A 23884-nucleotide genomic window follows, 5' to 3' on the forward strand; every position below is an offset into this window, starting at 1 on the left:
CAGGACCGGTCCAGCGCCGCGGCTCACGTTGCCCCTCTGGATGTGCTGTGGCGGGCGATGGACAGGAATGTGTCCATATTGCCACAAACAGGTCAGGGATACCTCACCTTGATTGAAGGGGTCGTTCTCGAACATAGCTATGGAGCGGTCAAGGATCCCGCCCTGCCGGGCCCGGATCGCCTATTGGATAAGGAAGGTAGACCAAAATGATTCATCGCGTCTCACTGATTTCCGCGGCTGCGCTTCTCGTCGCGGCGCCGGCCATGGCGGGCGGCTTCACCCCGACGATCGAAGCCACGCCCCCGGCCGCCCCTGTGGTCGTGACCGCCACGCCGCCGGCCGCTCCCAGCTGGACCGGCTTCTATGTCGGTGGCGACCTGTCCTATGGCTCGATCGACTCGGACGACTTCGACTCGGACGCTGACGGCGCCCTGTTCGGTCTGCACGTCGGCTACCAGCGCGACTTCGGCCGCTTCGTCCTCGGCGCCGAGCTCGAGCACGACTGGAGCAACATCTCCGTCGACGACGCCGGCCTGGCGGCCGACGTCGACCTCGACCGCGTCGCCCGGGCCAAGCTGAAGGCCGGCTATGATGCGGGCCGCTTCATGCCCTACGTGACTGGTGGCTGGGCTCAGGCCTACCTGTCGTCCGACGCGTTCAGCGACGACGAAGAGGCGGACGGCACCTTCTACGGCGTCGGCGTGAGCTACCAGCTCAACGACCGCTTCGACGTGGGCGCCGAAGTGCTCCGTCACAACTTCGACGAGATCGCTGACTCGGACATTGAAGCCGACGTGACCACCATCGGCCTGCGCGGCTCGATCCGGTTCTAAGGTTTCGAAGATCTCGGCCGGCACTCCTGCAAGGGTGCCGGCCGAATTGTATCTTCAGCCCAGTTCCGCCGGGAAATGCGCGGCCCCTTGGGCCCGCCCGGCCACCAGCCGCCCGGCCAGGTCCAGCAGCCGCCGAAGCGCGTCCTCGTAGGCTGCATCGTCCACCGTCATCGCGACCCGCACATGGCCCGCCGAGGCCGTGCCGAAGCTTTCGCCCGGCAGGACGGCGATCCGTTCCTCGTCGAGGAGCCGGACGGCAAAGCCCTCGCCGGACAGGCCGGTCGCCCTCACGTCCAGCATCGCATACATCGCGCCGCGCTGCGGGGCCGCCCGCACGACGTTCTGCGCGCCCAGCAGCCGCTGGGTGATCTCCCGCCGCCGCCGGAACGGGGCCGCGATCCCCGCCTCGTACTGCGGCCCTTGCGCCAGGGCGAAGACGCCCGCCTCCTGGATGAAGCCCGGGATGCCGTAGTTCGACACCGTGGACAGGTCCCAGAGCAGATCCATCGCGTCGGCCGGTCCGACGACCCAGCCCAGGCGGCTGCCGGTCATCGCATGGCTCTTGGACAGCGATCCGACGACGAGCGTCCGGTCCGCCATGCCCGGGATGGCCCGCGCGGAGATGTGCCGCCCGTCCCAGACCTGGCTGTCGTAGACCTCGTCCGAGATGACCCAAAGATCATGCGCGTCGGCGACGCGGGCCAGTCCCTGCAGGGTCCGCTCGGAGTAGATCACGCCGGTCGGATTGTTGGGCGAGTTCACGAGGATGGACCGTGCCCCGGGCGCGGCGGCCATCAGGTCGTCCTCGACGGGCTCGAACCCGGCCTCGGCGCGCGCGACCACCGTCGACGGCACGAGGCCCGCCGCCCGGATGGTGCCGGGATAGGTCGGATAGTAGGGGTCGATGTGAAGCGCCCGATCTCCGGGGTCCGCCACGAGCTGGTGCGCCGAGAACAGCGCCGCCTGCCCGCCGGGGGTGATGATGACGTTCTCGGGCGCGGTCGGAACTCCGGTCAGGCGCTGGGTCCGCTCGGCGACGGCGGCGCGAAGCTCCGGGATTCCGGGGATCGAGGCGTAGCCGGTGTTCCCCTGCCGCGCCGCGCCGTACATGGCGTCGAGGATCGCGGGGTCGGTCTTGACGTCATGCTCGCCGATGGTGAGCTCGGTGACCTGGATCCCCTGACGGATCAGGTCCTTGGCGCGATAGAACAGGTCCCATCCGTCCGAGCCGTCGCCGGTGATGCGCCTGATGCGGTGCGAAGGTGTAGCCATGATGGGCTTCGGATGCGGGACCGGCGGGGCCAAGTCAACAGGCTTCGGAATCGGTGGACGCCGGGGCAGGGGGCTGCTATGTGGGCGGCCATGACGATCCGTGGCATCATCCTCTGCCTCATTCCCTGCTGACTCACGTCACGCGGGCCGCATCGTCACACTCTCCAGTGAGATCGAGAAGAGCCCGCGGGCCAACCCGCGCGAGCCGCCATGACGACGATCCGCCTGACGAACTCCAGAACCCGCCGCAAGGAGGTTCTTGAGCCGATCGATCCCCGGAACCTCCGCATGTATGTCTGCGGGCCCACGGTCTACGACCGCGCGCACCTAGGCAACGCCCGCCCGGTGGTGGTCTTCGACGTGCTCTTCCGGCTGTTGCGGCACGTCTACGGGACCGAACACGTCACCTATGTCCGCAACTTCACGGACGTGGACGACAAGATCAACGCCCGCGCCGCCGAGACGGGCCGTCCGATCCGCGCCATCACCGACGAGACGATCGGCTGGTACCACGACGACATGGATGCGCTGGGCGCCCTGCGGCCCTCGCAGGAGCCGCGCGCGACCGAGTGGATCGGCGCCATGATCGCGATGATCGAGCAGCTGATCGCGGGCGGCCACGCCTATGCCGCCGAGGGTCACGTGCTGTTCCGGGTCCGCAGTTACGCGGCCTATGGCCAGCTTTCGGGACGTTCGGTCGACGACATGATCGCCGGCGCCCGGGTCGAGGTCGCCCCCTTCAAGGAGGACCCGCTCGACTTCGTCCTCTGGAAGCCCTCGGACGAGGCCACCCCCGGCTGGGACTCGCCCTGGGGCCGTGGCAGGCCCGGTTGGCACATCGAGTGCTCGGCCATGGCCTATGAGCTGCTGGGGGCGAGCTTCGACATCCACGGCGGCGGCCTCGACCTCCAGTTTCCGCACCACGAGAACGAGATCGCCCAAAGCTGCTGCGCTCATCCCGAGGGCGGCTTCGCCCGGGTCTGGCTCCACAACGAGATGCTGCAGGTCGAGGGGCGGAAGATGTCCAAGTCGCTGGGCAACTTCTTCACTGTGCGCGACCTGCTCGATCAGGGAATCCCGGGCGAGGTCATCCGCTTCGTCCTCCTCGGCACGCATTACGGCAAGCCCATGGATTGGACCGACCGCAAGCGCCAGGAGGGCGAGGCCACGCTGCGCCGGTGGCGGGAACGGACCCGGGACGTGCAGCCGGGCGCGATCCCGCCCGCCGTCATCGAGGCGCTGGCCGACGACCTGAACACGCCCCAGGCGATGGCCGAGCTTCATGCCCTGGCCGGCGCGGGCGACCTTTCCGCGCTCCTGGCCGGGGCGCGACTAATCGGCCTGCTCACCGACGATCTCGGCGGCTGGGACGAGGACGGCCTCGCGCCCGCCGACCTTTCCCGCCTCGAGGCGCTTCAGGCAAGGCTCGTGGCCGCGCGCGACGAGGCCAAGCAGTCGAAGGACTTCGCGGAGGTGGACCGGCTCAAGACGGCGCTGGCCGGAGCCGGCGTCGAGGTCCGGATGTCCCGCGACGCCATCGAGCTGAAGCCAGGGCCGGCTTACGACCGCGACCGGGTGCAGGCGATCCCGCTCGATCGCGTGGCAGGCCAGCGATGATGCCGGCCCGTTCCCCGTCGAACGACCTGTCATCGGCCTTTGGGGCGTCGTGCCTCGGGACGCATGGCCGATTCCTCATCCGAGATGCCTCCGAACGGCACAAAGGACGCTGCCGATGACCTCCCGCCTTTACCTCTACGACACGACGCTGCGCGACGGGCAGCAGACGCAGGGCGTGCAGTTCTCGACCGCCGAGAAGATCCGCATCGGGCAGATGCTCGACGCGCTTGGCGTCGATTACATCGAGGGGGGGTGGCCCGGGGCGAACCCCACGGATTCGGACTTCTTCGACGCCGCGCCACGGACCCGCGCGACCATGACCGCCTTTGGCATGACCAAGAGGTCGGGCCGCTCGGCGGAGAACGACGACGTGCTGGCCGCCGTGCTCAACGCCCGGACGCCCGCCGTCTGCCTCGTCGGCAAGAGCCACGAATTCCACGTCCGCACCGCCCTGGGCATCCCGCTCGACGAGAACGTCGAGAACATCCGCGCTTCCTTCGCCCATATCCGTGGCCAGGGCCGCGAGGCGCTGTTCGACGCCGAGCATTTCTTCGATGGCTACCGCGCCGACCCCGCCTATGCGCTGGCCTGCCTCCACGCCGCCCACTCGGAGGGCGCGCGCTGGGTCATCCTGTGCGACACCAACGGCGGCACCCTGCCGGACGAGATCCGCTCGACCGTCGAGGCCGTGATCGCCTCCGGCATCCCCGGCGACCACCTGGGCATCCATACGCACGACGACACTGGCCATGCGGTCGCCAACAGCCTGGCTGCCGTCGAGGCCGGCGCGCGCCAGATCCAGGGCACGCTCAACGGCCTGGGCGAGCGTTGCGGCAACGCCAACCTCACCACGATCATCCCCACGCTCCTCCTCAAGGAGCCCTTCGCGGCCCGGTTCGAAACCGGCGTCACCGAGGACGCGCTCAGGGGGCTGCTGCGCGCGTCCCGCATGCTCGACGACATCCTGAACCGGGTTCCCGCCCGGCAGGCCCCCTATGTCGGCGGCTCGGCCTTCGCGCACAAGGCGGGGCTCCACGCCAGCGCCATCGCCAAGGACCCCTCGACCTACGAGCACATCGACCCGGCCCGCGTCGGGAACGAACGCATCGTCCCCATGTCCAACCAGGCGGGCCAGTCCAACCTGCGCCAGCGCCTGCGCGAGGCGGGCCTCGATGTTCCGGCGGGCGACCCGCGCCTCGCCCGCATCCTCGAGATCGTCAAAGACCGCGAGGCCAGGGGCTACGCCTACGACACCGCCCAGGCGAGCTTCGAGCTGCTCGCCCGGCAGGAGCTGGGCCTGCTCCCCGGCTACTTCGACGTCGAACGCTACCGCGTGATCTCCGAACGCCGCCGCAACGCCAAGGGGCAGATCGTCACCGTGTCCGAGGCCGTGGTGACCATCCAGATCGGCGCCCGCCGGATCACCAGCTTCCACGAGAACCACCATACCCCCGAAGAGGGCGACACCGGACCGGTCCACGCGCTGTCCCGCGCCCTCGCCGCCGACCTGGGGGTGCTGCAGGACTACATCGACGACCTTCGCCTCGCCGACTTCGCCGTCCGTATCGTCGGCAGCGGCACCGAGGCCGTGACCCGCGTTGTCATCGACAGCGAGGATGGGCAGGGCCGGCAATGGACCACGGTCGGCGTGTCGGGCAACATCATCGATGCCAGCTTCGACGCCCTCGTGGACGCGATCACCTGGAAGCTCGTCCGCGACGGCGCCCCGGTGCCGGCATGAGCCTCGAGGCCTGTGCCGCCCTGGTGGAGCGGGGCGACCCGGACCGGTTCCGGGCGGCCATGGCCGCGCCGCCGCCCGCGCGTGCGCTGCTGTTCCCGCTCTACGCCTTCAACCTCGAGGTGGCTCGCGCGCCCTGGGTCACGCGTGAGCCGATGCTGGCCGAGATGCGCCTTCAATGGTGGCGCGACGTGGTCGAGAACGCCGCCGCCGGCCAGCCGTCGCCCGCCCACGAGATCGCGGGCCCGTTCGGCGACCTCGTGCGCGCAGGGCGTCTTGACCCCGCACCTCTCGACGCCCTGATCGAAGCCCGTCGCCGTGACATCGTGGCCGAGCCATTCACGGCCGCCGAGCTTCGACCGTACCTGGAGGGCACGGCGGGCAACCTGCTCTGGGCCTCCTGCGCCGGGCTGGGGGCGCCCATGCCCACGCGCGAGGCGGTGTTCCAGGCGGGCTTCGCGGGCGGGCTTGCCTCCTGGCTCCAGGCCTTGCCCGACCTGTCCAGCCATAATCGCGGTCTGGCCGATCCGTCGCCGGCGGTCATCCGCGGCCTGGCCGAGGAGGGGCTCGCCACCCTGGCCGAGGCGCGTCGGGCCCGGTTCGGCCCCGCCGTGCCCGCTCTCCGCGCCGTGACCCTGGCCGGCCCCGTCCTGGCCGCAGCCGCCCGTAACCCCGACGCCGCGCTCCAAGGCCAACTCGCCCCGCCCGAGGGGATGAAGCGCCTGCGGCTCCTGTGGGCCGCGCTCCGCAACGGCTGGTAGGTCAGCGCACCGGCCGGGGCCGCATCGACAGCCAGATCAGCGCCGCACCGGCCAACACCAGGAACGGGGCCATCGCCAGGTTGACGAGGTGCCACCCCTCCACCGCGCTTCCGCCCGCGCAATTCATGAGCCCCCCGGAGGCCAGCGAGGCCAGCGTCACGCAGCCCATGACGATCGAGTCGTTCATGCCCTGAACGCGTCCGCGCTCGGCCGGCGAATGAGCGGCCGTCAGCATCGAGGTCGCGCCGATGAACCCGAAGTTCCATCCCAGCCCCAGGAGCATCAGGGTGCCGAAGAAGTGCGACAGCTCCACCCCCGACAGCGCCACGCCTCCGGCCAGAGCCAGCAGGACGAGGCCCGCCATCACGACCCTTTGCGCTCCGAACCGCGTCACGAGATGGCCGGTGAAGAAGGACGGCACGAACATGGCCAGCACATGCGCCGAGATGACGTCCGCCGCATTCCCGGCCGTGTAGCCGCAGCCCACGATCGCCAGCGGGGTCGAGGTCATCACGAGGTTCATGAGGGCGTAGGACACCATCGCGCAGACCACGGCGACCAGGATGGGCGGCCGCGACAGCAGCTCCCCCCAGGACGGTCCCCCCGCGGGCCGCGCCTCGCCCCGTGGCGGGGCGGGAACATCCAGGAGCAGGAACAGCGGCGCGCCCACCACGCTGATGATCATGGCGGCGAGGTAGGTGCCCAGGAACGGCACCGCGAACATGTCGGTGGTGACCTTGACGAGCTGCGGCCCGGTCAGCGCCGAGATCAGGCCCCCGGCCATGACCCAGGAAATCGCCTTGGGCTTGAAGCTGTCCGAGGCGGTGTCGGTGGCGGCGAAGCGGTAGAAGCCCTGCGCCGCCATGTAGGTCCCCGTCAGGAAGCTGCCGGCCAGGAAGGTCGGGAAGCTGGACGTCGAGAGCCCCCAGGCCGCGAGCGCCGATCCCAGCGCCCCCCCGGCCACCCCAAGGAAGAACCCGGCCCTGCGCCCGTGCCTCTGCATGAAGCCCGACAGCCACGGCGCGGTCAGCATTGCCCCGAACACGATCATCGAGATGGGGAGCGTGGCGAGGCAGTGGATCGGCGCCAGCATGTTCCCGGCCAGCCCGCCGACCACGAACACCATCGTGACCTGGCTGCCCAGGATCGCCTGCGCGGCCACGAGCACGCCCACGTTGCGGCGGGCGCGGCGGTCGTCGGGGAGCGGTGTGCTGACGGCGGCGATCTCGGTCATGATCCGACCGTTAGTCGGGGCGTGGCGACCTGTCCATCCACACGGTCGATCAGATGGGCGAAACTTCCTGAGACCCGGCCCCGGCGCAGGCCCATGGGCGGAAGCTGCGTGCCTTCGGCATCCCGGGCCCGGAACAGTGGCGGACCCTCGGCCCGGACGGTCGTGGCGTAATGGAACTCGTGCGCGGTCCAGCGTCCCGGGAACGGACCTCCCAAGGCGTCCACCTCCCGGTAGCCCAAGTGCAGCCGCCGTGTCGCGAAGGAGGTCTCGAGCGACAGGAGGCCCGCCATGCCATGGGTGACCCCCTCGGCATCCACGAGGCTGTCCCCCAGCACCATGTATCCCCCGCACTCCCCATATATGTCAGAGGCTTGCGACGGAGACCTGAGGGATTGCATGAACACGGACGCCCCCGCGATGCGACCGGCGTGCAGCTCGGGGTAGCCGCCGGGGAGGATGACGAGATCGACCTCGGGAACCGCTTCGTCGGCGAGGGGTGAAAAGAAGGCCAGCTCCGCCCCCTGCGCCCGCCAGTCCGACAGCAGGTGCGGATAGGCAAAGGCAAAGGCCTCGTCCCGCGCGATCGCGATGCGCTGGGCGGGCGGCGCGACGCTGGGACATCGAGGTCCCGGCCCGAGCCGGGTGCCAGCCCCTAGCGCCACCAGGGCATCGAGGTCCAGTCCTGCCTCGATCCGGTCCGCCGCCGCGTCCAGGAAGGCGTCGAGGTCCGGCCGCTCCCCCGCCTGCACGAGCCCGAGGTGCCGGGACGGGTGGGCAAGGTCGCCGCTCCGGCCAAGAAGTCCCAGCACCGGCAGGCCGACGGCTTCGACCGCGCGGCGCAGCATCCGCGCATGACGCTCGGAGCCGACCTTGTTCAGGATCACCCCGGCCACCTTCACGCGGGGATCGTGCCGCGCGAACCCGGCAACGAGGGGGCCGATCGACTGCGCCATCCGGCTCGCATCGACGACAAGGACGACGGGCAGGTCCAGCAGCCGCGCCAGATCCGCGGTCGCGCCGCGTCCGTCGGGGGGCGCCCCGTCGAACAGGCCCATTGCCCCCTCGATGACCAGGAGCCCGCCCCCCGCGGCCAGGGACCGCAGCCGATCCTCGCTCATGGCCCAGGCGTCGAGGTTCACGCAGGGTTGCCCGCAGGCCGCCTCGTGGAACCGTGGATCGATGTAGTCGGGCCCGGACTTCGCGGCGCGAACCGGCACTCCCTTCCGTGACAGCGCCCGCAGCAGGCCCAGCGTCACCGTGGTCTTGCCCGACCCCGAGGAGGGCGCCGCGACGATCAGCCCGCCCATCCGGTCAGGCGCTTTCCGGACGCGCCCGGGTGCCCAGGGGGTCCGTCCGGCCCGGCCCGGCCTGCCAGTCGAGCGCGTGCCGCAGCAGGACGTTGCGCCCGATGCAGATGATCGCCGGCGGCTCCACCCGCTGGGCGTCCTCGGGCAACCGGCCCAGCGTGGTCTCAAGCACCGCCTGCCGGGGCGTGGTCGCGTCCGTGACGATGGCCACGGGCTCCGACCCAAGGCGGCCCGCGGCGATCAGTTCGCCCGTGATCTGCGCCGCGTGCTTCAGGCCCATATAGATGACGATGACCTCGGACGCCCGGGCGATCGCCCCCCAGTCCAGCGCCGAAGGCGCCTGTCCCGTCTGGTCATGTCCGGTCACGAAGATGACCGACTGGTTCACGTCCCGATGCGTCACGGGGATCCCGGCATAGGCCAGGCCCCCGATCCCCGCCGAGATGCCCGGCACCACCCGGATCGGGACGCCATGCTCGACCAGCGTCTGTCCTTCCTCGCCGCCGCGCCCGAAGACGAAAGGGTCCCCGCCCTTCAGCCGCAGGACGCGCTTGCCCTGCCGCGCCAGATCGACGAGCCGCAGCGAGATGTCCCGCTGGAGCGGCGACGGCTTGCCGCCCCGCTTTCCGGCGTAGATCCGTTCCGCGCGCGGCGCCCAGTCCAGGATGCGCGGCTCCACGAGAGCGTCATAGACAACCACGTCCGCCTCTCGCAGCGCATGGAGCGCATGAAGGGTCAGGAGGCCGGGGTCGCCGGGCCCCGCGCCGCACAGCCAGACCCAGCCGGGCAGGAACACGGGCCATTCGAAAGGAGGAAGGTCGGACATGCGCCCTCATAGGCGCGAAGACGCCGCCCGGAAAGACGGAACCCGACACCCTCCGGACCGCGCGCGACCCGGCCCGGTCCCAGCCGCGTCGGCCGGCATCCCCTTGCGGCCCGGCTTGTCCGGCCCCATCATGTCGGACCGTGACCACCTTGCCCCCTCCCGACGCGCCGCCCCTTCGGCGGGGCTGGACCACCGGCGCCTGCGCGACGGCGGCCACCAAGGCCGCGCTCCTGCGGCTCTGGGGGGGCGACTGGCCGGACACCGTCCAGCTCACGCTGCCTCGAGGCGAGACGCCCAGCTTCGCGGTCGCGCATCGCAACGAGGGCGAGGGCTGGGCCGAAGCGGGGATCGTCAAGGACGCCGGCGACGATCCCGACGTGACCCATGGGGCCATGATCCTGGCGCGCGTGACCCGTGGGACGTCCGGCGTGACCTTCCGCGCCGGCCCCGGGGTCGGCACCGTGACCCGTCCGGGCCTGCCCATCCCCCCCGGCGAGCCTGCCATCAATCCGGTGCCGCGCTCCATGATGGACGAGGTGGTCGCCACCCTGGCATCCGAGTTCGGCCAGCCCCCCGACATCGAGATCACGGTCTCGGTCCCCGGGGGCGAGGAGATCGCGGCCAGGACCTGGAATCCTCGGCTCGGCATCGTCGGCGGTCTCTCGATCCTCGGGACGACCGGGATCGTGCGCCCCTTCTCCTGCGCCGCCTGGATCGCCTCGATCCACCGGGGCATCGACGTCGCGCGCGCCTCGGGGCTCGGCCATGTGGCGGGCTGCACCGGCGCCACGAGCGAAGCCGCCGTCCGCGCGCTCCATGGCCTCCCCGAGATCGCCATGATCGACATGGGGGATTTCGCGGGCGGGATGCTGAAGTACCTGCGCCGCCACCCGGTCCCGCGCGTCACCCTGGGCGGCGGCTTCGGCAAGATCGCCAAGTTCGCCCAGGGCGCGCAGGACCTGCATTCGGGCCGAAGCCAGCTAGACATGGCCCGCCTGGCCGACTGGGCCGGGGACCCCCGTATCGCCGAGGCTCCGACCGGGCTCGCCGCGCTGACCCAGAGTGGGCCCCTCCTGGCCGAGCGGGTCGCTCGCGAGGCGCGGCTGCGGCTCGACGCGATGCTGGAAGGGGCCGGGATCGCCGCCGATGTGGTGATCGTGGACCGGGCCGGGGCCGTGATCGCCCAGGCCGGGCCGTGACGCTCCTGCTGCTGTCGGGGACCTCGGAGGCGCGCCGCCTGGCCGAACGGCTCGCGGCGGCGAAGGTCCCGGCCTGGGCCTCGCTGGCCGGGGCGACGCGGACGCCGGCGCCGCTCCCGATCCCGACCCGGCAGGGCGGCTTCGGCGGCGACGAGGGGTTCGCCCGGTTCGTCACGTCCCACGGCATCGGCGCGGTGATCGACGCCACCCACCCTTTCGCGGCCCGCATCACCGCCCGGACGCACCGGATCTGCAGCGAACTCGGCATTCCCCTCCTGCGGCTTGAACGGCCCGGATGGCAACCCGGGCCGGCGGATCGCTGGACCTTCGTCGCCGACGAGTCCGAGGCCAAGCGCCGGCTCCCCCCGGAGGCGGTGGTGTTCCTCGCCACCGGCCGCCAGTCGCTGCCGGCCTGGAGCGGGCTGGCGGTGCGCCGCGTCCATCTCAGGGTCATCGACCCGCCCGCCGGGCCGTTCCCGTTTCCGGGCGGCTTCGTCCAGGCCCGCGCACCCTTTGACCTGGCCAGCGAGATCGACCAGTTCCGCCGGCTCGGCGTGACGCATCTGGTCGCCAAGGATTCCGGCGCCGGCGACGCCCGCCCCAAGCTGGACGCCGCCCGCGCCCTTGGCCTCGAGGTCATGCTGCTGCGCCGCCCTCCGGTCCCGCCCGGGCTCCATGTGGTGCCGACGGTCGACGAGGCCCTGGCCTGGATCGACCGGTTGCCGTTTTGTTCTGGCGCGTCTATCTCGGGGGCATGAGGATCATCCAGTCCAACGACTGCATCGAGGAAGGCGCCGCCTGGCTCGGCGCGCGCGAGCCGCGGTTCGCCACCGCCTATGCCATGGCCGCGCCGCTGCCGCTCCGCCGTTATCCGGACGGCTTCGACCGGCTCCTGTCCGCCATCGTGAGCCAGCAGGTCTCGACGGCGGCGGCGACGTCGATCTGGAACCGGATGGTCGAGCAGGGGCTCACCAGCCCCGAGGCCGTCCTGGCCGCGCCCGAGGAGCAGCTCCGCGCTGTCGGACTGTCGCGGCAGAAGGTCCGCTACGCCAAGGCCCTGGCCGCCGAAGGGATCGACTACGACTCGCTCCGCGGCCTCCCGACCGAGGAGGTGATCGCCCGGCTGATCCACGTCCCGGGCATCGGCCGCTGGACCGCCGAGATGTATGCGATGTTCGCGCTGGGCCATGCCGATGTCTTCGCCCCCGCCGACCTCGCCCTCCAGGAAGGCGTGCGGCTGCTCTTCGACCTGCCCGACCGCCCGAGGGAAGCCGCCCTGCGCCAGATGGCCGAGGCGTGGTCGCCCTGGCGGGCCGTGGCCGCCCGCATCCTCTGGGGCTACTACCACCTGGTGAAGTCCCGCGAGGGCGTCCGCTGACACTGGCTTGGCCCGGTGCCCCGCGCTATCTCCGCGCGGCCACGTCACGGAAGGATGGAACATGGACAAGCCCACGCGCGCGCTTCGGGCCGAACGGGTCGAACCCCTCTCGGGCGAGACCCGCTCCTGCGTCGTGTTCCTCCACGGCTACGGCGCGAACGGCAAGGACCTGATCGGGCTGGCCGAGCCGCTGGGCGAGCATATGCCCGACACGCTCTTCCTGTCGCCCGACGCCCCCGAGGCCTGCATCGGCGCGCCCTTCGGGCTCCAGTGGTTCCCGATCCCCTGGATCGACGGCTCCTCCGAGGAGATGGCCCGGAACGGCGTCCTCCGCGCGGCCGAGGACCTCCAGGCCTTCCTCGACGGCGTCATGGTGGACGAGGATCTCCTGCCCGAGCAGGTGATGCTGTTCGGCTTCTCGCAGGGCACCATGATGGCGCTGCACGTCGCGCCCCGCCGCGAGGATCCGGTCGCGGGCGTCGTTGCCTTCTCGGGCCGCCTGCTCGAACCCGAGCTCCTGGCCGACGAGGCGCAGTGCCGCCCGCCCGTCCTGCTGGTCCACGGCGACCTCGACGACGTTGTGCCGATCCAGGCCCTCCCCGAGGCCGCCCGCGCGCTCGAGGATGCCGGCTGGACCGAAGTCTATGCCCATATCATGAAAGGCACCCCCCACGGGATCGCGCCCGACGGGCTGTCCGTCGCCCTGGCCTTCATGAGGGAACGGCTCGGCGTGGTCTGAGTGTCACGGTGCCGTCACCTTCCCGCGATACCTTGCGTCGAGATGGAGCGAGGCTTGCCGCGTGTTTGGCCCGATATATAGTGGGTTACACGGACATGCGGAGACGGGGAGTCGGGCAAGCATGACGGCACTGGCGACGGACGAAGAGTTTCGGACCAGCTTCGTGCGGGATCCCGCATCACTTCGCCATCATCCCGCACTTGTCCTGAACGCCGATTACCGTCCCTTGTCCTACTACCCGCTATCGCTCTGGCCCTGGCAGGAGGCCGTGAAGGCCGCCTTCCTCGACCGCGTGCAGATCGTGGCGACCTACGAAGAATGCGTCCATTCGCCGACGACGACGATCAGGATCCCCTCGGTCGTCGTGCTCAAGGACTACGTCAGGCCGCAGAAGCAGGTGGCCTTCACGCGGTTCAACCTGTTCCTGCGCGACGAGTTCTGCTGCCAGTACTGCGGCGCTAGGGGCGACCTGACCTTCGACCACGTGGTGCCCCGCTCCAAGGGCGGCCTCACGAGCTGGGAGAACGTGGTCGCGGCCTGCTCGTCCTGCAACCTCCACAAGGGGTCCAAGTCGCTCCGGCAGGCGGGGCTGTCCCTGCGGCGTCCGCCCCGCCAGCCGGGGTCCGAGGATCTGCGGAACATCGGGCGCAAGTTCCCGCCCAACTACCTCCACGACTCCTGGACCGACTACCTCTACTGGGACGCCGAACTGGAGGCGTGACCCCTCACTTGTTGGTCCGGCCCCTTTGGTTCGGGTCGACCCCGCCCTGGGGCGTGGTGTCGCTCAGGACGTCGCCTTCGAAGGTGTTGTCGCCATCCACGACGTCCTCATCGTCCTGGCCCGTGGTGCCGGCCGAGCTTCCGATGCCCGGATTGCCCTTGAGGTCGGCGTCGCTGGGATCGTGGGTCTTGGGATGCTTGCTGGAGCTCATCGCGTCCGTTCCCTTTCTGGGGCTTGGTGCCAAAGGAACGCCCGGCAGCCGCCGCGGTTTCGTCAGGCTGCGCGCGGGGCGAGCCCGCGACGGGCGAACGGCCGCGCAACGCCGCGGCATCCGGCCGTGCCGGACCGGCGTCAGGGGTCGCAGGGATGGAGCCGCGCTTGACATCGGCGCGACCCAGACCGGAGAAGGGGCGGCGCGGATGGCCGCTGCGCCGGGCCCGGCCGGACCCCGAACCGGTCGGCGCGGGTTCGGGCCTTGGCTGGACGCGGCGCCGGGATAGGGGTAAGTCGACCGCTGTTAGCGCTAACGGTCCTGGAAGGAGCCATAGGCATGGTCTCGCGCGTCATCCCGGTCGAACCCTTCGACCTCGTGATCTTCGGCGGCACGGGCGACCTCGCGCGGCGCAAGATCCTTCCCGGGCTGTTCCGCCGCTTCCGCGCGGGCCAGATGCCGCCCGACGCCCGGGTCATCGGCGCCGCCCGGACCGAGATGGACGCCTCCGCCTACCGCGACATGATCCGCGACGGCATCCTCAAGTTCGGGGGCGAGGAGTCGCGCGACAGCGAGAGCCTCGAGGCCTTCCTGCAGCGGCTCGACTACGTGGCCATCGACGCCACGGGAGAGGGGGGATGGCAGCATTTGGCCGGCATCATGCGCCCGGGCGTCGTGCGGGCCTTCTACTTTTCGGTCGCGCCCAGCCTGTTCGGCCCGCTGGCCGAACGCCTCCACCAGCACGGCATCGCCGACCAGGAGGCGCGCATCGTCGTCGAGAAGCCCTTCGGCCGCGACCTCGAATCGGCCCGCGCCCTGAACCAGACGCTGGCCGCCCACTTCCGCGAGGAGCAGATCTACCGGATCGACCACTACCTCGGAAAGGAAACGGTCCAGAACCTCATGGCCGTCCGCTTCGGCAACGTCCTGTTCGAGCCCTTGTGGAACAACCATTACGTCGACCACATCCAGATCACCGTGGCCGAGACGGTGGGCGTCGAGGGGCGCGGCGGCTATTACGACAAGTCCGGCGCCATGCGGGACATGGTGCAGAACCACCTCATGCAACTCCTGTGCCTGATCGCCATGGAGCCGCCCTTCCGGTTCGAGGCCGCCGCCGTCCGCGACGAAAAGCTCAAGGTCATCCACGCGCTCAAGCCCGTCCTCGCCCACCACATCGTGCGCGGGCAGTACGACGCCGACGGCGACGGCCCCAGCTACCGCGAGGAGGCGGGCAACCCCCGTAGCTTCACCGAATCCTTCATCGCCATCCGGGCCGAGATCGCCAACTGGCGCTGGGCGGGCGTGCCCTTCTACCTGCGCACCGGCAAGAAGCTCCGCGCCCGGCACAGCGAGATCGCGGTCGTGTTCAAGGATCTGCCGCACACGATCTTCGAGGGCGACCAGGCGCGCCACCGCAACATCCTGTCCATCCGCCTCCAGCCGAACGAGGGCATCGACCTCTTCGTCACCATCAAGGAGCCCGGCCCGGGCGGGATGCGGCTGATCGACCGTCCGCTCGACATGACCTTCGCCACCGCCTTGGGCGAGGATGGCAAGGACGTGCCCGACGCCTATGAACGGCTCATCATGGACGTGATCCGGGGCAACCAGACCCTGTTCATGCGCGGCGACGAGGTCGAGGCCGCCTGGGCCTGGACCGACCCGATCATCGCGGGCTGGGAACGGCGCAACGACGTGCCCAAGCTTTACGACCCGGGATCGTCCGGCCCGGACGACGCCCTGATGCTCCTCCACCGCGAGGGGCGGCGCTGGCGCGACATCAGGGGCTAGGCGGCGGCCCAAGGCTGCCTATGCTCTCCCCGGTCGCTTGAGGAATCCCATGGAACTCGTCACCTACCCCGACTCCGAGATGATGATGATCGAGCTTGCCCAGCGCCTCGCGGGCGAGCTTCGGCAGGCCCTCCAATCCAGCGAGGCGGCCTCCCTGGCCGTCCCGGGGGGCACGACGCCGGGCCCGATCTTCGATTCGCTCTGCGCCGCCGACCTCGACTGGGACCGCGTCTCGGTCATGCTGACCGACGAACGCTGGGTGCCCGAGGAGTCGCCACGCTCGAACACGCGGCTGCTGCGCCAGCGGCTGCTGGTCGGCAAGGCCGCCGCGGCGCGCTACCTTCCCCTCCACGCGCCGACCGCGACGCCCGAGGAGGGCATCCCCGCCCTGGCCGAGGCGATCTCCGAGGTGTTGCCCCTCACCGTCTGCCTATTGGGCATGGGGGCGGACATGCACACCGCATCGCTCTTTCCCGGCGCGGACCGGCTGGATGAGGCCCTGACGGGCGAGGTGATCCTTGTGCCGATGCGGGCCCCGGGCGCGCCGGAACCGCGCGTGACCCTGTCCGCCGCCGTCCTGAGCCGCGCCATCTCGCGTCACATCGTCATCACCGGGGCCGAAAAGCGCGACGCGCTCGAGCGGGCCCGGTCCCTTCCGCCCGAGGAGGCGCCCGTCGCGGCCGTCCTCAAGGGCGCCACTGTTCACTGGGCGGAGAGCTGAGCCATGTGGGATTCCCTGCGCGCGCACCATGACGCGGTCAAGGACCGCCCCATCCTGTCCCTCTTCGACGGCACCGACCGCGCCGAGGACTTCTCGGTCCGCGTCGGCGACATGCTGTTCGACTACAGCAAGACCAACATCGACGAAGAAGGGCGCCGGCTCCTGATCGGGCTGCTCGATGCGGCGGGCGTCGCCCAGAAGCGCGACGCGATGTTCCGGGGCGACAAGATCAACGAGACCGAGGGCCGGGCCGTCCTCCACACCGCGCTGCGCAACCTCGACGGCGGCCCGGTGATGGTGGACGGACAGGACGTCATGCCCGGCGTGCTCGACACCCTGGCGCGCATGGAGGCCTTCGCGGCCGCCGTCCGCGACGGGCGCGAGAAAGGGCAGGGCGGCCGCTACACCGACGTCGTGAACATCGGCATCGGCGGGTCGGACCTCGGGCCCAAGATGGGGGCCATCGCGCTCGCCCCCTATCATAACGGCCCGCGCACGCATTTCGTCTCCAACGTGGACCCCGCCGACATCGCCGACGTGCTGCGGGCCTGCGACCCGGCCACGACGCTGGTGATCGTCGCCTCCAAGACCTTCACCACTCAGGAAACCATGGCCAACGCCCGCACGGCCAAGGCCTGGATGTCGCAGACCGTGCCGGACGCCGCGGCCCAGTTCGCGGCGCTCTCGACCGCCGGCGACAAGACCGCCGCCTTCGGCATCGACCCGTCCCGCGTCTTCGGCTTCGAGGACTGGGTCGGCGGGCGCTACTCCATGTGGGGGCCGATCGGCCTATCGCTGATGATCGCCATCGGGCCCGAGGCGTTCCGCGCCTTCCTGCGCGGCGGGCAGGCCATGGACCGCCACTTCCAGGCCGCCGCATGGCACGAGAACATGCCCGCGCTCCTCGCGCTCGTGGGGGTCTGGCACAACCAGGTCTGCGATTACGCCACCCGCGCCGTGCTGCCCTACGACAACCGCCTGATGCGGCTCCCCGCCTACCTCCAGCAGCTCGAGATGGAGTCGAACGGCAAGCGGGTCAGCATGGACGGCACGCCGCTCGACGTGCCCTCGGGTCCTGTGGTCTGGGGCGAGCCCGGCACCAACGGCCAGCACGCCTTCTACCAGCTCATCCACCAGGGCACCCGCGTCATCCCCTGCGAGTTCCTGGTCGCCGCGCGGGGGCACGAGGAGGACCTGCACCACCAGCACCAGCTCCTGATCGCCAACTGCCTGGCGCAGAGCGAGGCGCTCATGCGTGGACGCTCCATGGACGAGGCGCGGGGAATCATGTCGCAGCGCGGCCTGACCGGCGAGGAGCTGGAGCGTCAGGCCAGCCACCGCGTCTTCCCCGGCAACCGCCCCTCGACGACGCTGGCCTATCCGCAGCTCGACCCGTTCACCCTGGGCCAGATCATCGCGCTCTACGAGCACCGGGTCTTCGTCGAGGGCGCCATCCTCGGCATCAACTCCTACGACCAGTGGGGCGTGGAGTTGGGCAAGGAGCTGGCGAACACGCTCGCCCCGATGGTCTCGGGGGAACAGGACACCACCGGCAAGGACGCCTCGACCGCCGGCCTGGTCCGGTTCCTGCGAACGAACGGGGCGTGATCCGCTGACCTGCGACGGTGCGGCGGCCCCGGCTTCGGTGGCCGTCCAGCGCCACCGATGGCCGACCGCCCGCGAGAGCGACCATCTCATCGGTTGCGCGATTCGGGCCCGCACCGCGCGGTGGCGTAGGGTCTCGTTAACCTGTTCCTGCCAGTCTGCATCGCACCAGACCCCATTTCGGCCGGGCCGTCCGCCCGGGGATCGGAGAGCATGAGCAGGCTTGGCGCCCCGTCGTGGGCGCCCCATCGGCGCGCCACGTTGAGCCGCCTTCATACCGGGCCGGGGAGATCCTCCCCCGCGCCCCCATAGACTCAAGCCCGTCCGATGGGACGGCCTGGCCAGGTCCGCAACGTCCCCGCGTCGGGGTCCCGCGGGCAACCCAGGGGCCCCGCGGGATCTTTTCATGTCTGCCAACCGCCTCGCGGGCCTGATCGGCCGAGCGAAAGCCGGTTTCGCGTCAGGCCGCCGCCGTGACGATGATCTCGACCTTGTAGTCAGGGGTGGCGAGCTTGGCCTCGCCCGTCCAGCGGGCCGGAGGATTGTCCCGGTCCACCCACTCGTCCCAGACGGCGTTCATCTCGCCGAAGGTGCCGATATCCGAGAGCCAGATCTGCGTGGTGAGGATACGCGCCTTGCTCGTGCCTGCCTCGGCCAGCAGGCGGTCCACCTCGGCCAGCACGCCGCGCGTCTGCTCGGTCACGGTCGCGCCCTCGGCGATCTGCCCGGCCAGGTAAACGATGCCGTTGAACACCACGGCCTCGCTCATGCGCGGGCCCGGGCCGATGCGGCGGATGTCGGTCATGTGACTCTCCCTTGTCGTGGTCGCGGATCGCTTACGTCGATCCGGCCGGAAAGGCCACCCGATCCGGGGAACCGGCCTGTCCGTCGCGTCGAGGAGGGAGGTTTGGAGCGGGTAACGGGAATCGAACCCGTAACTGAAGCTTGGGAAGCTTTCGTGATACCTTTTCACCATACCCGCGGTGATGCGCCCGGAGGTAAATGGTCCTCCGGGCGGCGTCAAGGCGTCACCGGCCCCGGCGACGGCGTCCTTCGCCTCCGCCCGCGTTGAAGGCCACGTGGGGCAGCGTGACCTCGGCGAGCAGGTTCGGGAAAGGGTCCGTGGCGTGCGGGATCGCGTTCGCCGCCACGAAATGCTCCTGGAAGCGCGGCTCGATCGCGGTCTCGATCTTGGTGATCCGGGACACGAGCTGCTCCACCTCCCGCCGTGCCGCCACGGAGCAGAGCGCGATCCGCGCTCCGGTCCCGGCCGCATTGCCCGCGCTTTGCACCTTGTCGATCGGAACGTCGGGGATCATGCCCAGCACCATGGCGTGCTTGGGGCTGATATGCGCCCCGAAGGCCCCCGCCAGCGTCACCCGGTCCACATGGTCCACGCCCATCTCGTCCATGAGAAGCCGCGCGCCTGCATAGAGCGCCGACTTGGCGAGCTGGATCGCCCGGATGTCGCCTTGCGTGACGCTGATGCGCGGCCCGCCCTGCGCCGTCCCGTCCCACAGCAGGTAGCTGTTCGTCCGCCCCTGCGGCTCGCAGCGGGGGGTGCCCGTCTGCTCCGCCGAGCCGATCAGCCCGCCGGCGTCCAGGAGCCCGGCAAGCCGCATCTCCGCCACGACCTCGATGATGCCCGACCCGCAGATCCCGGTGACGCCCGTGCCCGGAATCGATTCCGCGAATCCGGCTTCATCCGACCAGAGCGGCGAGCCGATGACGCGGAACCGGGGTTCCTTGGTCGCCGGGTCGATCTCGACCCGCTCGATCGCGCCCGGCGCGGCACGCTGGCCCGAGCTGATCTGCGCCCCCTCGAAGGCCGGCCCGGTGGGCGACGAACAGGCGAGCACGCGGCTCCGGTCCCCGAGCAGGATCTCGGCGTTCGTGCCCACGTCCACGGTGAGCACGAGGTCCTCGGACTGGTCCGGACGCTCGGACAGGGCCACCGCCGCCGCATCCGCCCCGACATGCCCCGCGATCAGCGGCAGGACGTAGACCTGCGCCGCCTCGTTCACCTGCCCCAGCCCGAGGTCCCGCGCCTCCAGCGACATGGACGCCGAGGTCGCGAGGGCGAAGGGCGCCTGTCCCAGCTCGACCGGGTCGATGCCAAGCAGGAGGTGATGCATCACCGGGTTGCAGACGAACACGATCTCCAGGATGTCGCGGGCCGCGATCCCGGCCTCCGCCGCGAGGCCCTGCGCCAGCCCGTCGATGGCGGTCCGCACGGCTGCCGTCATCTCGCGGTCGCCGCCCGGGTTCATCATGGCATAGGAGACCCGGCTCATCAGGTCCTCGCCAAAGCGGATCTGGGGGTTCATGACCCCCGCGCTGGCCTTGACCGTGCCGTTCCGCAGGTCCGTCAGGTGCGCCGCGATGGTGGTGGAGCCGAGGTCGATGGCCAGCCCGTAGATGCGCCCCTCATGGAAGCCCGGCCAGATGTCGAGGACCTTGGCCGGCCCCTCGTCGCCCCGCCAGAGGGCGACCGTCGCCTGCCACTCCCCCTTGCGGAGCGCCTGCTGGAGCTTGGCGAGGACCGGCAGCGGCGCCGTCACCCGCTCCACGCCCCACTGCTCCTTCAGCGCGTCGGCCAGACGCTCGAGGTCGCCGCGCGGCTCGTGCATGTCGGGCTCGGCCACCTCGACGACATGGAGGTGCGTCGCGGGGTCCATGACGATCTCGCGCTCGCTCGCCGCCTTGCGGACGACCTGCCGGTGGACCTGGCTTTCGGGGGGCACGTCGATGACGATGTCGCCCTCGATCCTGGCCTGGCAGCCCAGCCGCCGCCCTTCGGGCAGCCCCCGGATGCGGTCGTACCGCTCCTCGACGGCGTTCCAGGGCGACAGGGCGTCGGCAGAGACGCTTACGCCGTGCTTCGGGAACTCGCCGAACTGCGGGGTCACCTGGCACTTGGAGCAGATGCCGCGGCCGCCGCAGACCGAATCGAGGTCCACGCCAAGCTGCCGCGCCGCCGTCAGCACGGGCGTCCCGATCGGAAAGCGGCCACGCTTGCCGGAGGGGGTGAAGATGACAAGCGCGTCGCCGGTCGCGCCCACGGGGGGGGAAAGGGGCCTGATCTCGGTCAAAGCGATGCTCCATCGGAAGGCGGGCTTTGGTTTACAACGCGCATGGGTCCCCGCATGGACCGGCAACGGCAGCCCGAAGGCGGTTTGCGTCAGCCGACGTTCCGTGACAAGAGGCGCCATTCCAGCCGAAGCCCAGGAGGTTGCATCCATGCAGATTCGCGAAGCTCTTACCTTCGACGATGTCCTACTGGTGCCTGCCGCCTCGTCGGTCCTGCCTTCGACGGCCGACACCCGCACCCGCGTGACTCGGGGCATCTCGATGAACATCCCGCTCCTGTCCTCGGCGATGGACACCGTGACCGAGGGCCGGATGGCCATCGCGATGGCGCAGGCGGGCGGGATTGGCGTCATCCACCGGAACCTCGACGTCGAGGCTCAGGCGGCCGAGGTGCGGGCGGTCAAGCGTTTCGTGTCGGGGATCGTGGATTCGCCCATCACCCTTCGCCCGGACCAGACGCTGGCGGACGCCAAGGCGCTCATGGCGCGGCACGGCGTCACCGGCTTTCCGGTGGTGGATGACCGGAACCGTGTCGTCGGGATCGTGACGAACCGCGACATGCGCTTCGCCTCGGACGACCGCACCCCCGTCAGCGTCATGATGACCGGCGACAACCTCGCCGTCCTGACCGAGCCCGCGGACCTCGACGCCGCGCGGAGCCTCATGAAGGCCCGCCGGATCGAGAAGCTGCTGATCACGGACGGGCAGGGCAAGCTGACCGGCCTCCTGACTCTCAAGGACAGCGAACAAGCGGTCCTGAACCCGGTGGCCTGCAAGGACGCCCTGGGTCGCCTGCGCGTCGCCGCCGCCTCGACCGTGGGCGAGGCGGGCCATGAACGGAGCCAGGCCCTGATCGAGGCGGGCGTGGACATCGTCGTGATCGACACCGCGCACGGCCACTCCGAAGGCGTCGGCAAGGCGGTGAGCCGCCTCAAGGCGCTGTCCAACGAGGTCCAGGTGATCGCGGGCAACGTGGCGACCGCCGAAGGAACGCGGGCGCTGATCGACGCCGGCGCGGACGGGGTGAAGGTCGGCATCGGCCCGGGCTCCATCTGCACCACGCGGATGGTGGCGGGCGTGGGCGTGCCGCAGTTGACCGCCGTCATGGATTCGGCCCAGGCCGCGGGCGACGTCCCGGTGATCGCCGATGGCGGCATCAAGTATTCGGGCGACTTCGCCAAGGCCATCGCCGCCGGGGCGTCCTGCGCGATGGTGGGCAGCATGATCGCCGGAACGGACGAAAGCCCTGGCGAGGTCATCCTGTACCAGGGCCGGTCCTTCAAATCCTACCGCGGCATGGGATCGCTGGGCGCCATGGCGAGGGGGTCAGCCGACCGCTACTTCCAGAAGGACGCGGCCTCGGACAAGCTGGTCCCGGAGGGCATCGAAGGTCAGGTGCCCTACAAGGGCTCGGCCCATGCGGTGATCCACCAGCTGGTCGGCGGCCTGCGGGCGGCCATGGGCTACACCGGCAACGCTACCGTCGAGGAGATGCGCCGGAACTGCCATTTCGTGAAGATCACGAGCGCCGGCCTGCGCGAAAGCCACGTCCACGACGTGCAGATCACCCGCGAAAGCCCGAATTACCGGGTCGGCTGACGCATGACGCCAGGGGCCCGCATAGCGGCCGCGGCCGATCTCCTCGATGAGGTGCTGGCCGGCACCCCAGCCGAGCGGGCGCTCACCAACTGGGCGCGCGCCTCGCGCTTTGCCGGGAGCAAGGATCGCGCGGCAGTCCGGGACCTCGTCTACGATGCGCTGCGCCGACGTCGCTCGCTGGCCTGGGTCGGCGGGTCCGAGACCGGGCGCGGGCTCATGCTCGGGCGCCTGCGTTTTGCGGGGGTCGATCCGGCGTCGATGATGACCGGCGAGGGGCACGCCCTGGCTCCGCCGACGGAGGGCGACGGTGGTCTCGACCTGTCGGATGCGCCGCTCGCGGTGCGGCTGGATGTGCCGGACTGGCTTTTGCCGCGGCTGCAGGCCTCTCTGGGCCCCGAAGTCGAGCAGGTCTGCCTCGCCTTGACGGCCCGCGCGCCTGTTCACCTGAGGGTCAACCTCCGCAAGGCCACCCCAGAGGAGGCGCGATCCCTCCTCGCGGCGGAGGGCATCTCGACCGAGCCCAGCGCGCAGGTTCGGACCGCGCTCCGGGTCACCGAGGGGGCGGCCAGGGTCGGAGGTTCCAAGGCCTACCTGGGCGGCCTCGTCGAGCTTCAGGACGCCTCGTCCCAGGCCGCCGTCCTCCGGCTGCCTGTGGCACCCGGTGCGAGGGTCCTGGACTATTGCGCGGGCGGCGGCGGCAAGACTCTGGCCATGGGCGCCCTGGCGGAGATGAGCCTCCATGCTCATGACATCGACGCCCGGAGGATGATCGACCTCCCGCCCCGGGCGGACCGGGCCGGGCTCCACGTCACGACAGTTCAGGACCCGGTCGCCTCTGCCCCCTACGATCTGGTTCTCGTGGACGCCCCATGCTCGGGCAGCGGCACTTGGCGGCGAACCCCCGATGCCAAATGGCGCCTGACGCCGGACCGTCTGGACGAGCTTTGCGCCATTCAGGATCAGATTCTGACCAAGGCCGCGCCGCTGGTCCGGACCGGCGGACACCTCGCCTACGCGACCTGTTCCGTCCTTTTGGACGAATGCGAACATCGTGTCGACGCATTCCTGGGCCACCATCCCGGATGGGTGGTGGTGGACCGGATGCGGCTGTCCCCGGGCGAGGAGGGGGACGGCTTCTTCCAAACGGTTCTCCGGCGAACGTCCTGAGACGCGGACCCGCTGGCGCATCTTAACCGGAAGTTAAGCATTCTGTGGTCTGTCTCGAACGCTTGAGCGGGC

At 70.5% G+C, this 23884-nt stretch carries 21 protein-coding genes and 1 tRNA gene; 14 read left to right on the plus strand and 8 right to left on the minus strand.

What is annotated here, in order from left to right:
* The first annotated feature begins 206 nt into the window (after window positions 1-206).
* Window positions 207-833: an outer membrane protein gene (locus J3P31_RS02515; RefSeq protein WP_210526803.1), complete on the plus strand. Its 627-nt coding sequence runs from the start codon at window positions 207-209 to the stop codon at window positions 831-833.
* 54 nt (window positions 834-887) lie between these two features.
* Here the strand turns inward: J3P31_RS02515 and J3P31_RS02520 are convergent, their stop codons facing one another.
* Window positions 888-2105, minus strand: coding sequence for a pyridoxal phosphate-dependent aminotransferase (locus J3P31_RS02520; protein WP_210526804.1), 1218 nt, complete (start codon window positions 2103-2105; stop codon window positions 888-890).
* A 210-nt stretch (window positions 2106-2315) separates the two neighbouring features.
* Between J3P31_RS02520 and cysS the strand changes: the two genes are divergently transcribed.
* The 3 genes from cysS (at window position 2316) to J3P31_RS02535 (ending at window position 6221) form a co-directional block, all read left to right on the plus strand.
* A complete protein-coding gene (cysS, locus tag J3P31_RS02525; RefSeq protein ID WP_210526805.1) occupies window positions 2316-3722 on the plus strand; it encodes a cysteine--tRNA ligase in 1407 nt (468 codons plus the stop codon).
* Between the two features lie 115 nt (window positions 3723-3837).
* Window positions 3838-5463, plus strand: a complete 1626-nt coding sequence (cimA, locus tag J3P31_RS02530) for a citramalate synthase (protein ID WP_210526806.1) — start codon at window positions 3838-3840, stop codon at window positions 5461-5463.
* Window positions 5460-6221 carry a squalene/phytoene synthase family protein gene (locus J3P31_RS02535; protein ID WP_210526807.1) on the plus strand — a complete coding sequence of 254 codons (762 nt, stop codon included), beginning with the start codon at window positions 5460-5462 and terminating at the stop codon, window positions 6219-6221. Before cimA ends, J3P31_RS02535 begins: the two co-directional genes overlap by 4 nt.
* A gap of 1 nt (window position 6222) precedes the next feature.
* Here J3P31_RS02535 and J3P31_RS02540 read toward each other — a convergent pair whose 3' ends face one another.
* From J3P31_RS02540 to cobA, 3 genes are read right to left on the minus strand one after another with little or no spacing between them, the layout of a single operon-like run.
* Window positions 6223-7455, minus strand: coding sequence for an MFS transporter (locus tag J3P31_RS02540; RefSeq protein WP_210526808.1), 1233 nt, complete (start codon window positions 7453-7455; stop codon window positions 6223-6225).
* Window positions 7452-8762, minus strand: coding sequence for a cobyrinic acid a,c-diamide synthase CobB (locus tag J3P31_RS02545; protein WP_210526809.1), 1311 nt, complete (start codon window positions 8760-8762; stop codon window positions 7452-7454). The genes J3P31_RS02540 and J3P31_RS02545 overlap by 4 nt, the downstream gene beginning before the upstream one ends.
* Before the next feature lie 4 nt (window positions 8763-8766).
* Window positions 8767-9588, minus strand: coding sequence for a uroporphyrinogen-III C-methyltransferase (gene cobA / locus J3P31_RS02550; RefSeq protein WP_210526810.1), 822 nt, complete (start codon window positions 9586-9588; stop codon window positions 8767-8769).
* A 140-nt stretch (window positions 9589-9728) separates the two neighbouring features.
* On the opposite strand from cobA, the gene J3P31_RS02555 reads away from it, so the two are divergent.
* From J3P31_RS02555 to J3P31_RS02575, 5 genes are all read left to right on the plus strand, one after another.
* Window positions 9729-10787 carry a cobalt-precorrin-5B (C(1))-methyltransferase gene (locus J3P31_RS02555; RefSeq protein ID WP_368373001.1) on the plus strand — a complete coding sequence of 353 codons (1059 nt, stop codon included), beginning with the start codon at window positions 9729-9731 and terminating at the stop codon, window positions 10785-10787.
* Window positions 10784-11545: a cobalt-precorrin-6A reductase gene (locus J3P31_RS02560; protein ID WP_210526811.1), complete on the plus strand. Its 762-nt coding sequence runs from the start codon at window positions 10784-10786 to the stop codon at window positions 11543-11545. The genes J3P31_RS02555 and J3P31_RS02560 overlap by 4 nt, the downstream gene beginning before the upstream one ends.
* Window positions 11542-12165, plus strand: coding sequence for a DNA-3-methyladenine glycosylase family protein (locus J3P31_RS02565; protein ID WP_210526812.1), 624 nt, complete (start codon window positions 11542-11544; stop codon window positions 12163-12165). The genes J3P31_RS02560 and J3P31_RS02565 overlap by 4 nt, the downstream gene beginning before the upstream one ends.
* A 61-nt stretch (window positions 12166-12226) precedes the next feature.
* Window positions 12227-12904 carry an alpha/beta hydrolase gene (locus J3P31_RS02570; RefSeq protein ID WP_210526813.1) on the plus strand — a complete coding sequence of 226 codons (678 nt, stop codon included), beginning with the start codon at window positions 12227-12229 and terminating at the stop codon, window positions 12902-12904.
* A 121-nt stretch (window positions 12905-13025) separates the two neighbouring features.
* Window positions 13026-13625 carry an HNH endonuclease gene (locus J3P31_RS02575; protein WP_210526814.1) on the plus strand — a complete coding sequence of 200 codons (600 nt, stop codon included), beginning with the start codon at window positions 13026-13028 and terminating at the stop codon, window positions 13623-13625.
* A gap of 4 nt (window positions 13626-13629) precedes the next feature.
* Here J3P31_RS02575 and J3P31_RS02580 read toward each other — a convergent pair whose 3' ends face one another.
* Entirely contained in the window at window positions 13630-13836 is a 207-nt protein-coding gene (locus tag J3P31_RS02580) for a hypothetical protein (RefSeq protein WP_210526815.1), read from the minus strand.
* A gap of 339 nt (window positions 13837-14175) precedes the next feature.
* Between J3P31_RS02580 and zwf the strand changes: the two genes are divergently transcribed.
* From zwf to pgi, 3 genes are read left to right on the plus strand one after another with little or no spacing between them, the layout of a single operon-like run.
* A complete protein-coding gene (gene zwf, locus J3P31_RS02585) occupies window positions 14176-15630 on the plus strand; it encodes a glucose-6-phosphate dehydrogenase (RefSeq protein WP_210526816.1) in 1455 nt (484 codons plus the stop codon).
* 49 nt (window positions 15631-15679) lie between these two features.
* Window positions 15680-16351, plus strand: coding sequence for a 6-phosphogluconolactonase (pgl, locus tag J3P31_RS02590; protein ID WP_210526817.1), 672 nt, complete (start codon window positions 15680-15682; stop codon window positions 16349-16351).
* 3 nt (window positions 16352-16354) lie between these two features.
* Window positions 16355-17959, plus strand: a complete 1605-nt coding sequence (gene pgi / locus J3P31_RS02595; RefSeq protein WP_210526818.1) for a glucose-6-phosphate isomerase — start codon at window positions 16355-16357, stop codon at window positions 17957-17959.
* A gap of 457 nt (window positions 17960-18416) precedes the next feature.
* On the opposite strand, the gene J3P31_RS02600 is transcribed toward pgi, so the two are convergent.
* The 3 genes from J3P31_RS02600 to J3P31_RS02610 all read right to left on the minus strand — a co-directional run bounded on the left by J3P31_RS02600 (window position 18417) and on the right by J3P31_RS02610 (window position 21048).
* Entirely contained in the window at window positions 18417-18761 is a 345-nt protein-coding gene (locus J3P31_RS02600) for a RidA family protein (RefSeq protein WP_210526819.1), read from the minus strand.
* Window positions 18762-18864: 103 nt separating this feature from the next.
* Window positions 18865-18938: transfer RNA gene (locus J3P31_RS02605), tRNA-Gly, on the minus strand.
* Window positions 18939-18984: 46 nt separating this feature from the next.
* The gene (locus tag J3P31_RS02610; protein ID WP_246849182.1) at window positions 18985-21048 is read right to left on the minus strand and encodes an ASKHA domain-containing protein; all 2064 of its coding nucleotides are present in this window, start codon (window positions 21046-21048) and stop codon (window positions 18985-18987) included.
* Window positions 21049-21196: 148 nt separating this feature from the next.
* Between J3P31_RS02610 and guaB the strand changes: the two genes are divergently transcribed.
* Entirely contained in the window at window positions 21197-22645 is a 1449-nt protein-coding gene (gene guaB / locus J3P31_RS02615; protein ID WP_210526821.1) for an IMP dehydrogenase, read from the plus strand.
* Between the two features lie 3 nt (window positions 22646-22648).
* Complete coding sequence (locus J3P31_RS02620; RefSeq protein ID WP_210526822.1) at window positions 22649-23812, plus strand: RsmB/NOP family class I SAM-dependent RNA methyltransferase; 1164 nt, start codon at window positions 22649-22651, stop codon at window positions 23810-23812.
* Window positions 23813-23884 lie beyond the last annotated feature (72 nt).

Origin of the sequence: Rubellimicrobium arenae (assembly GCF_017916275.1) — a bacterium.
Lineage (GTDB): Bacteria > Pseudomonadota > Alphaproteobacteria > Rhodobacterales > Rhodobacteraceae > Rubellimicrobium > Rubellimicrobium arenae.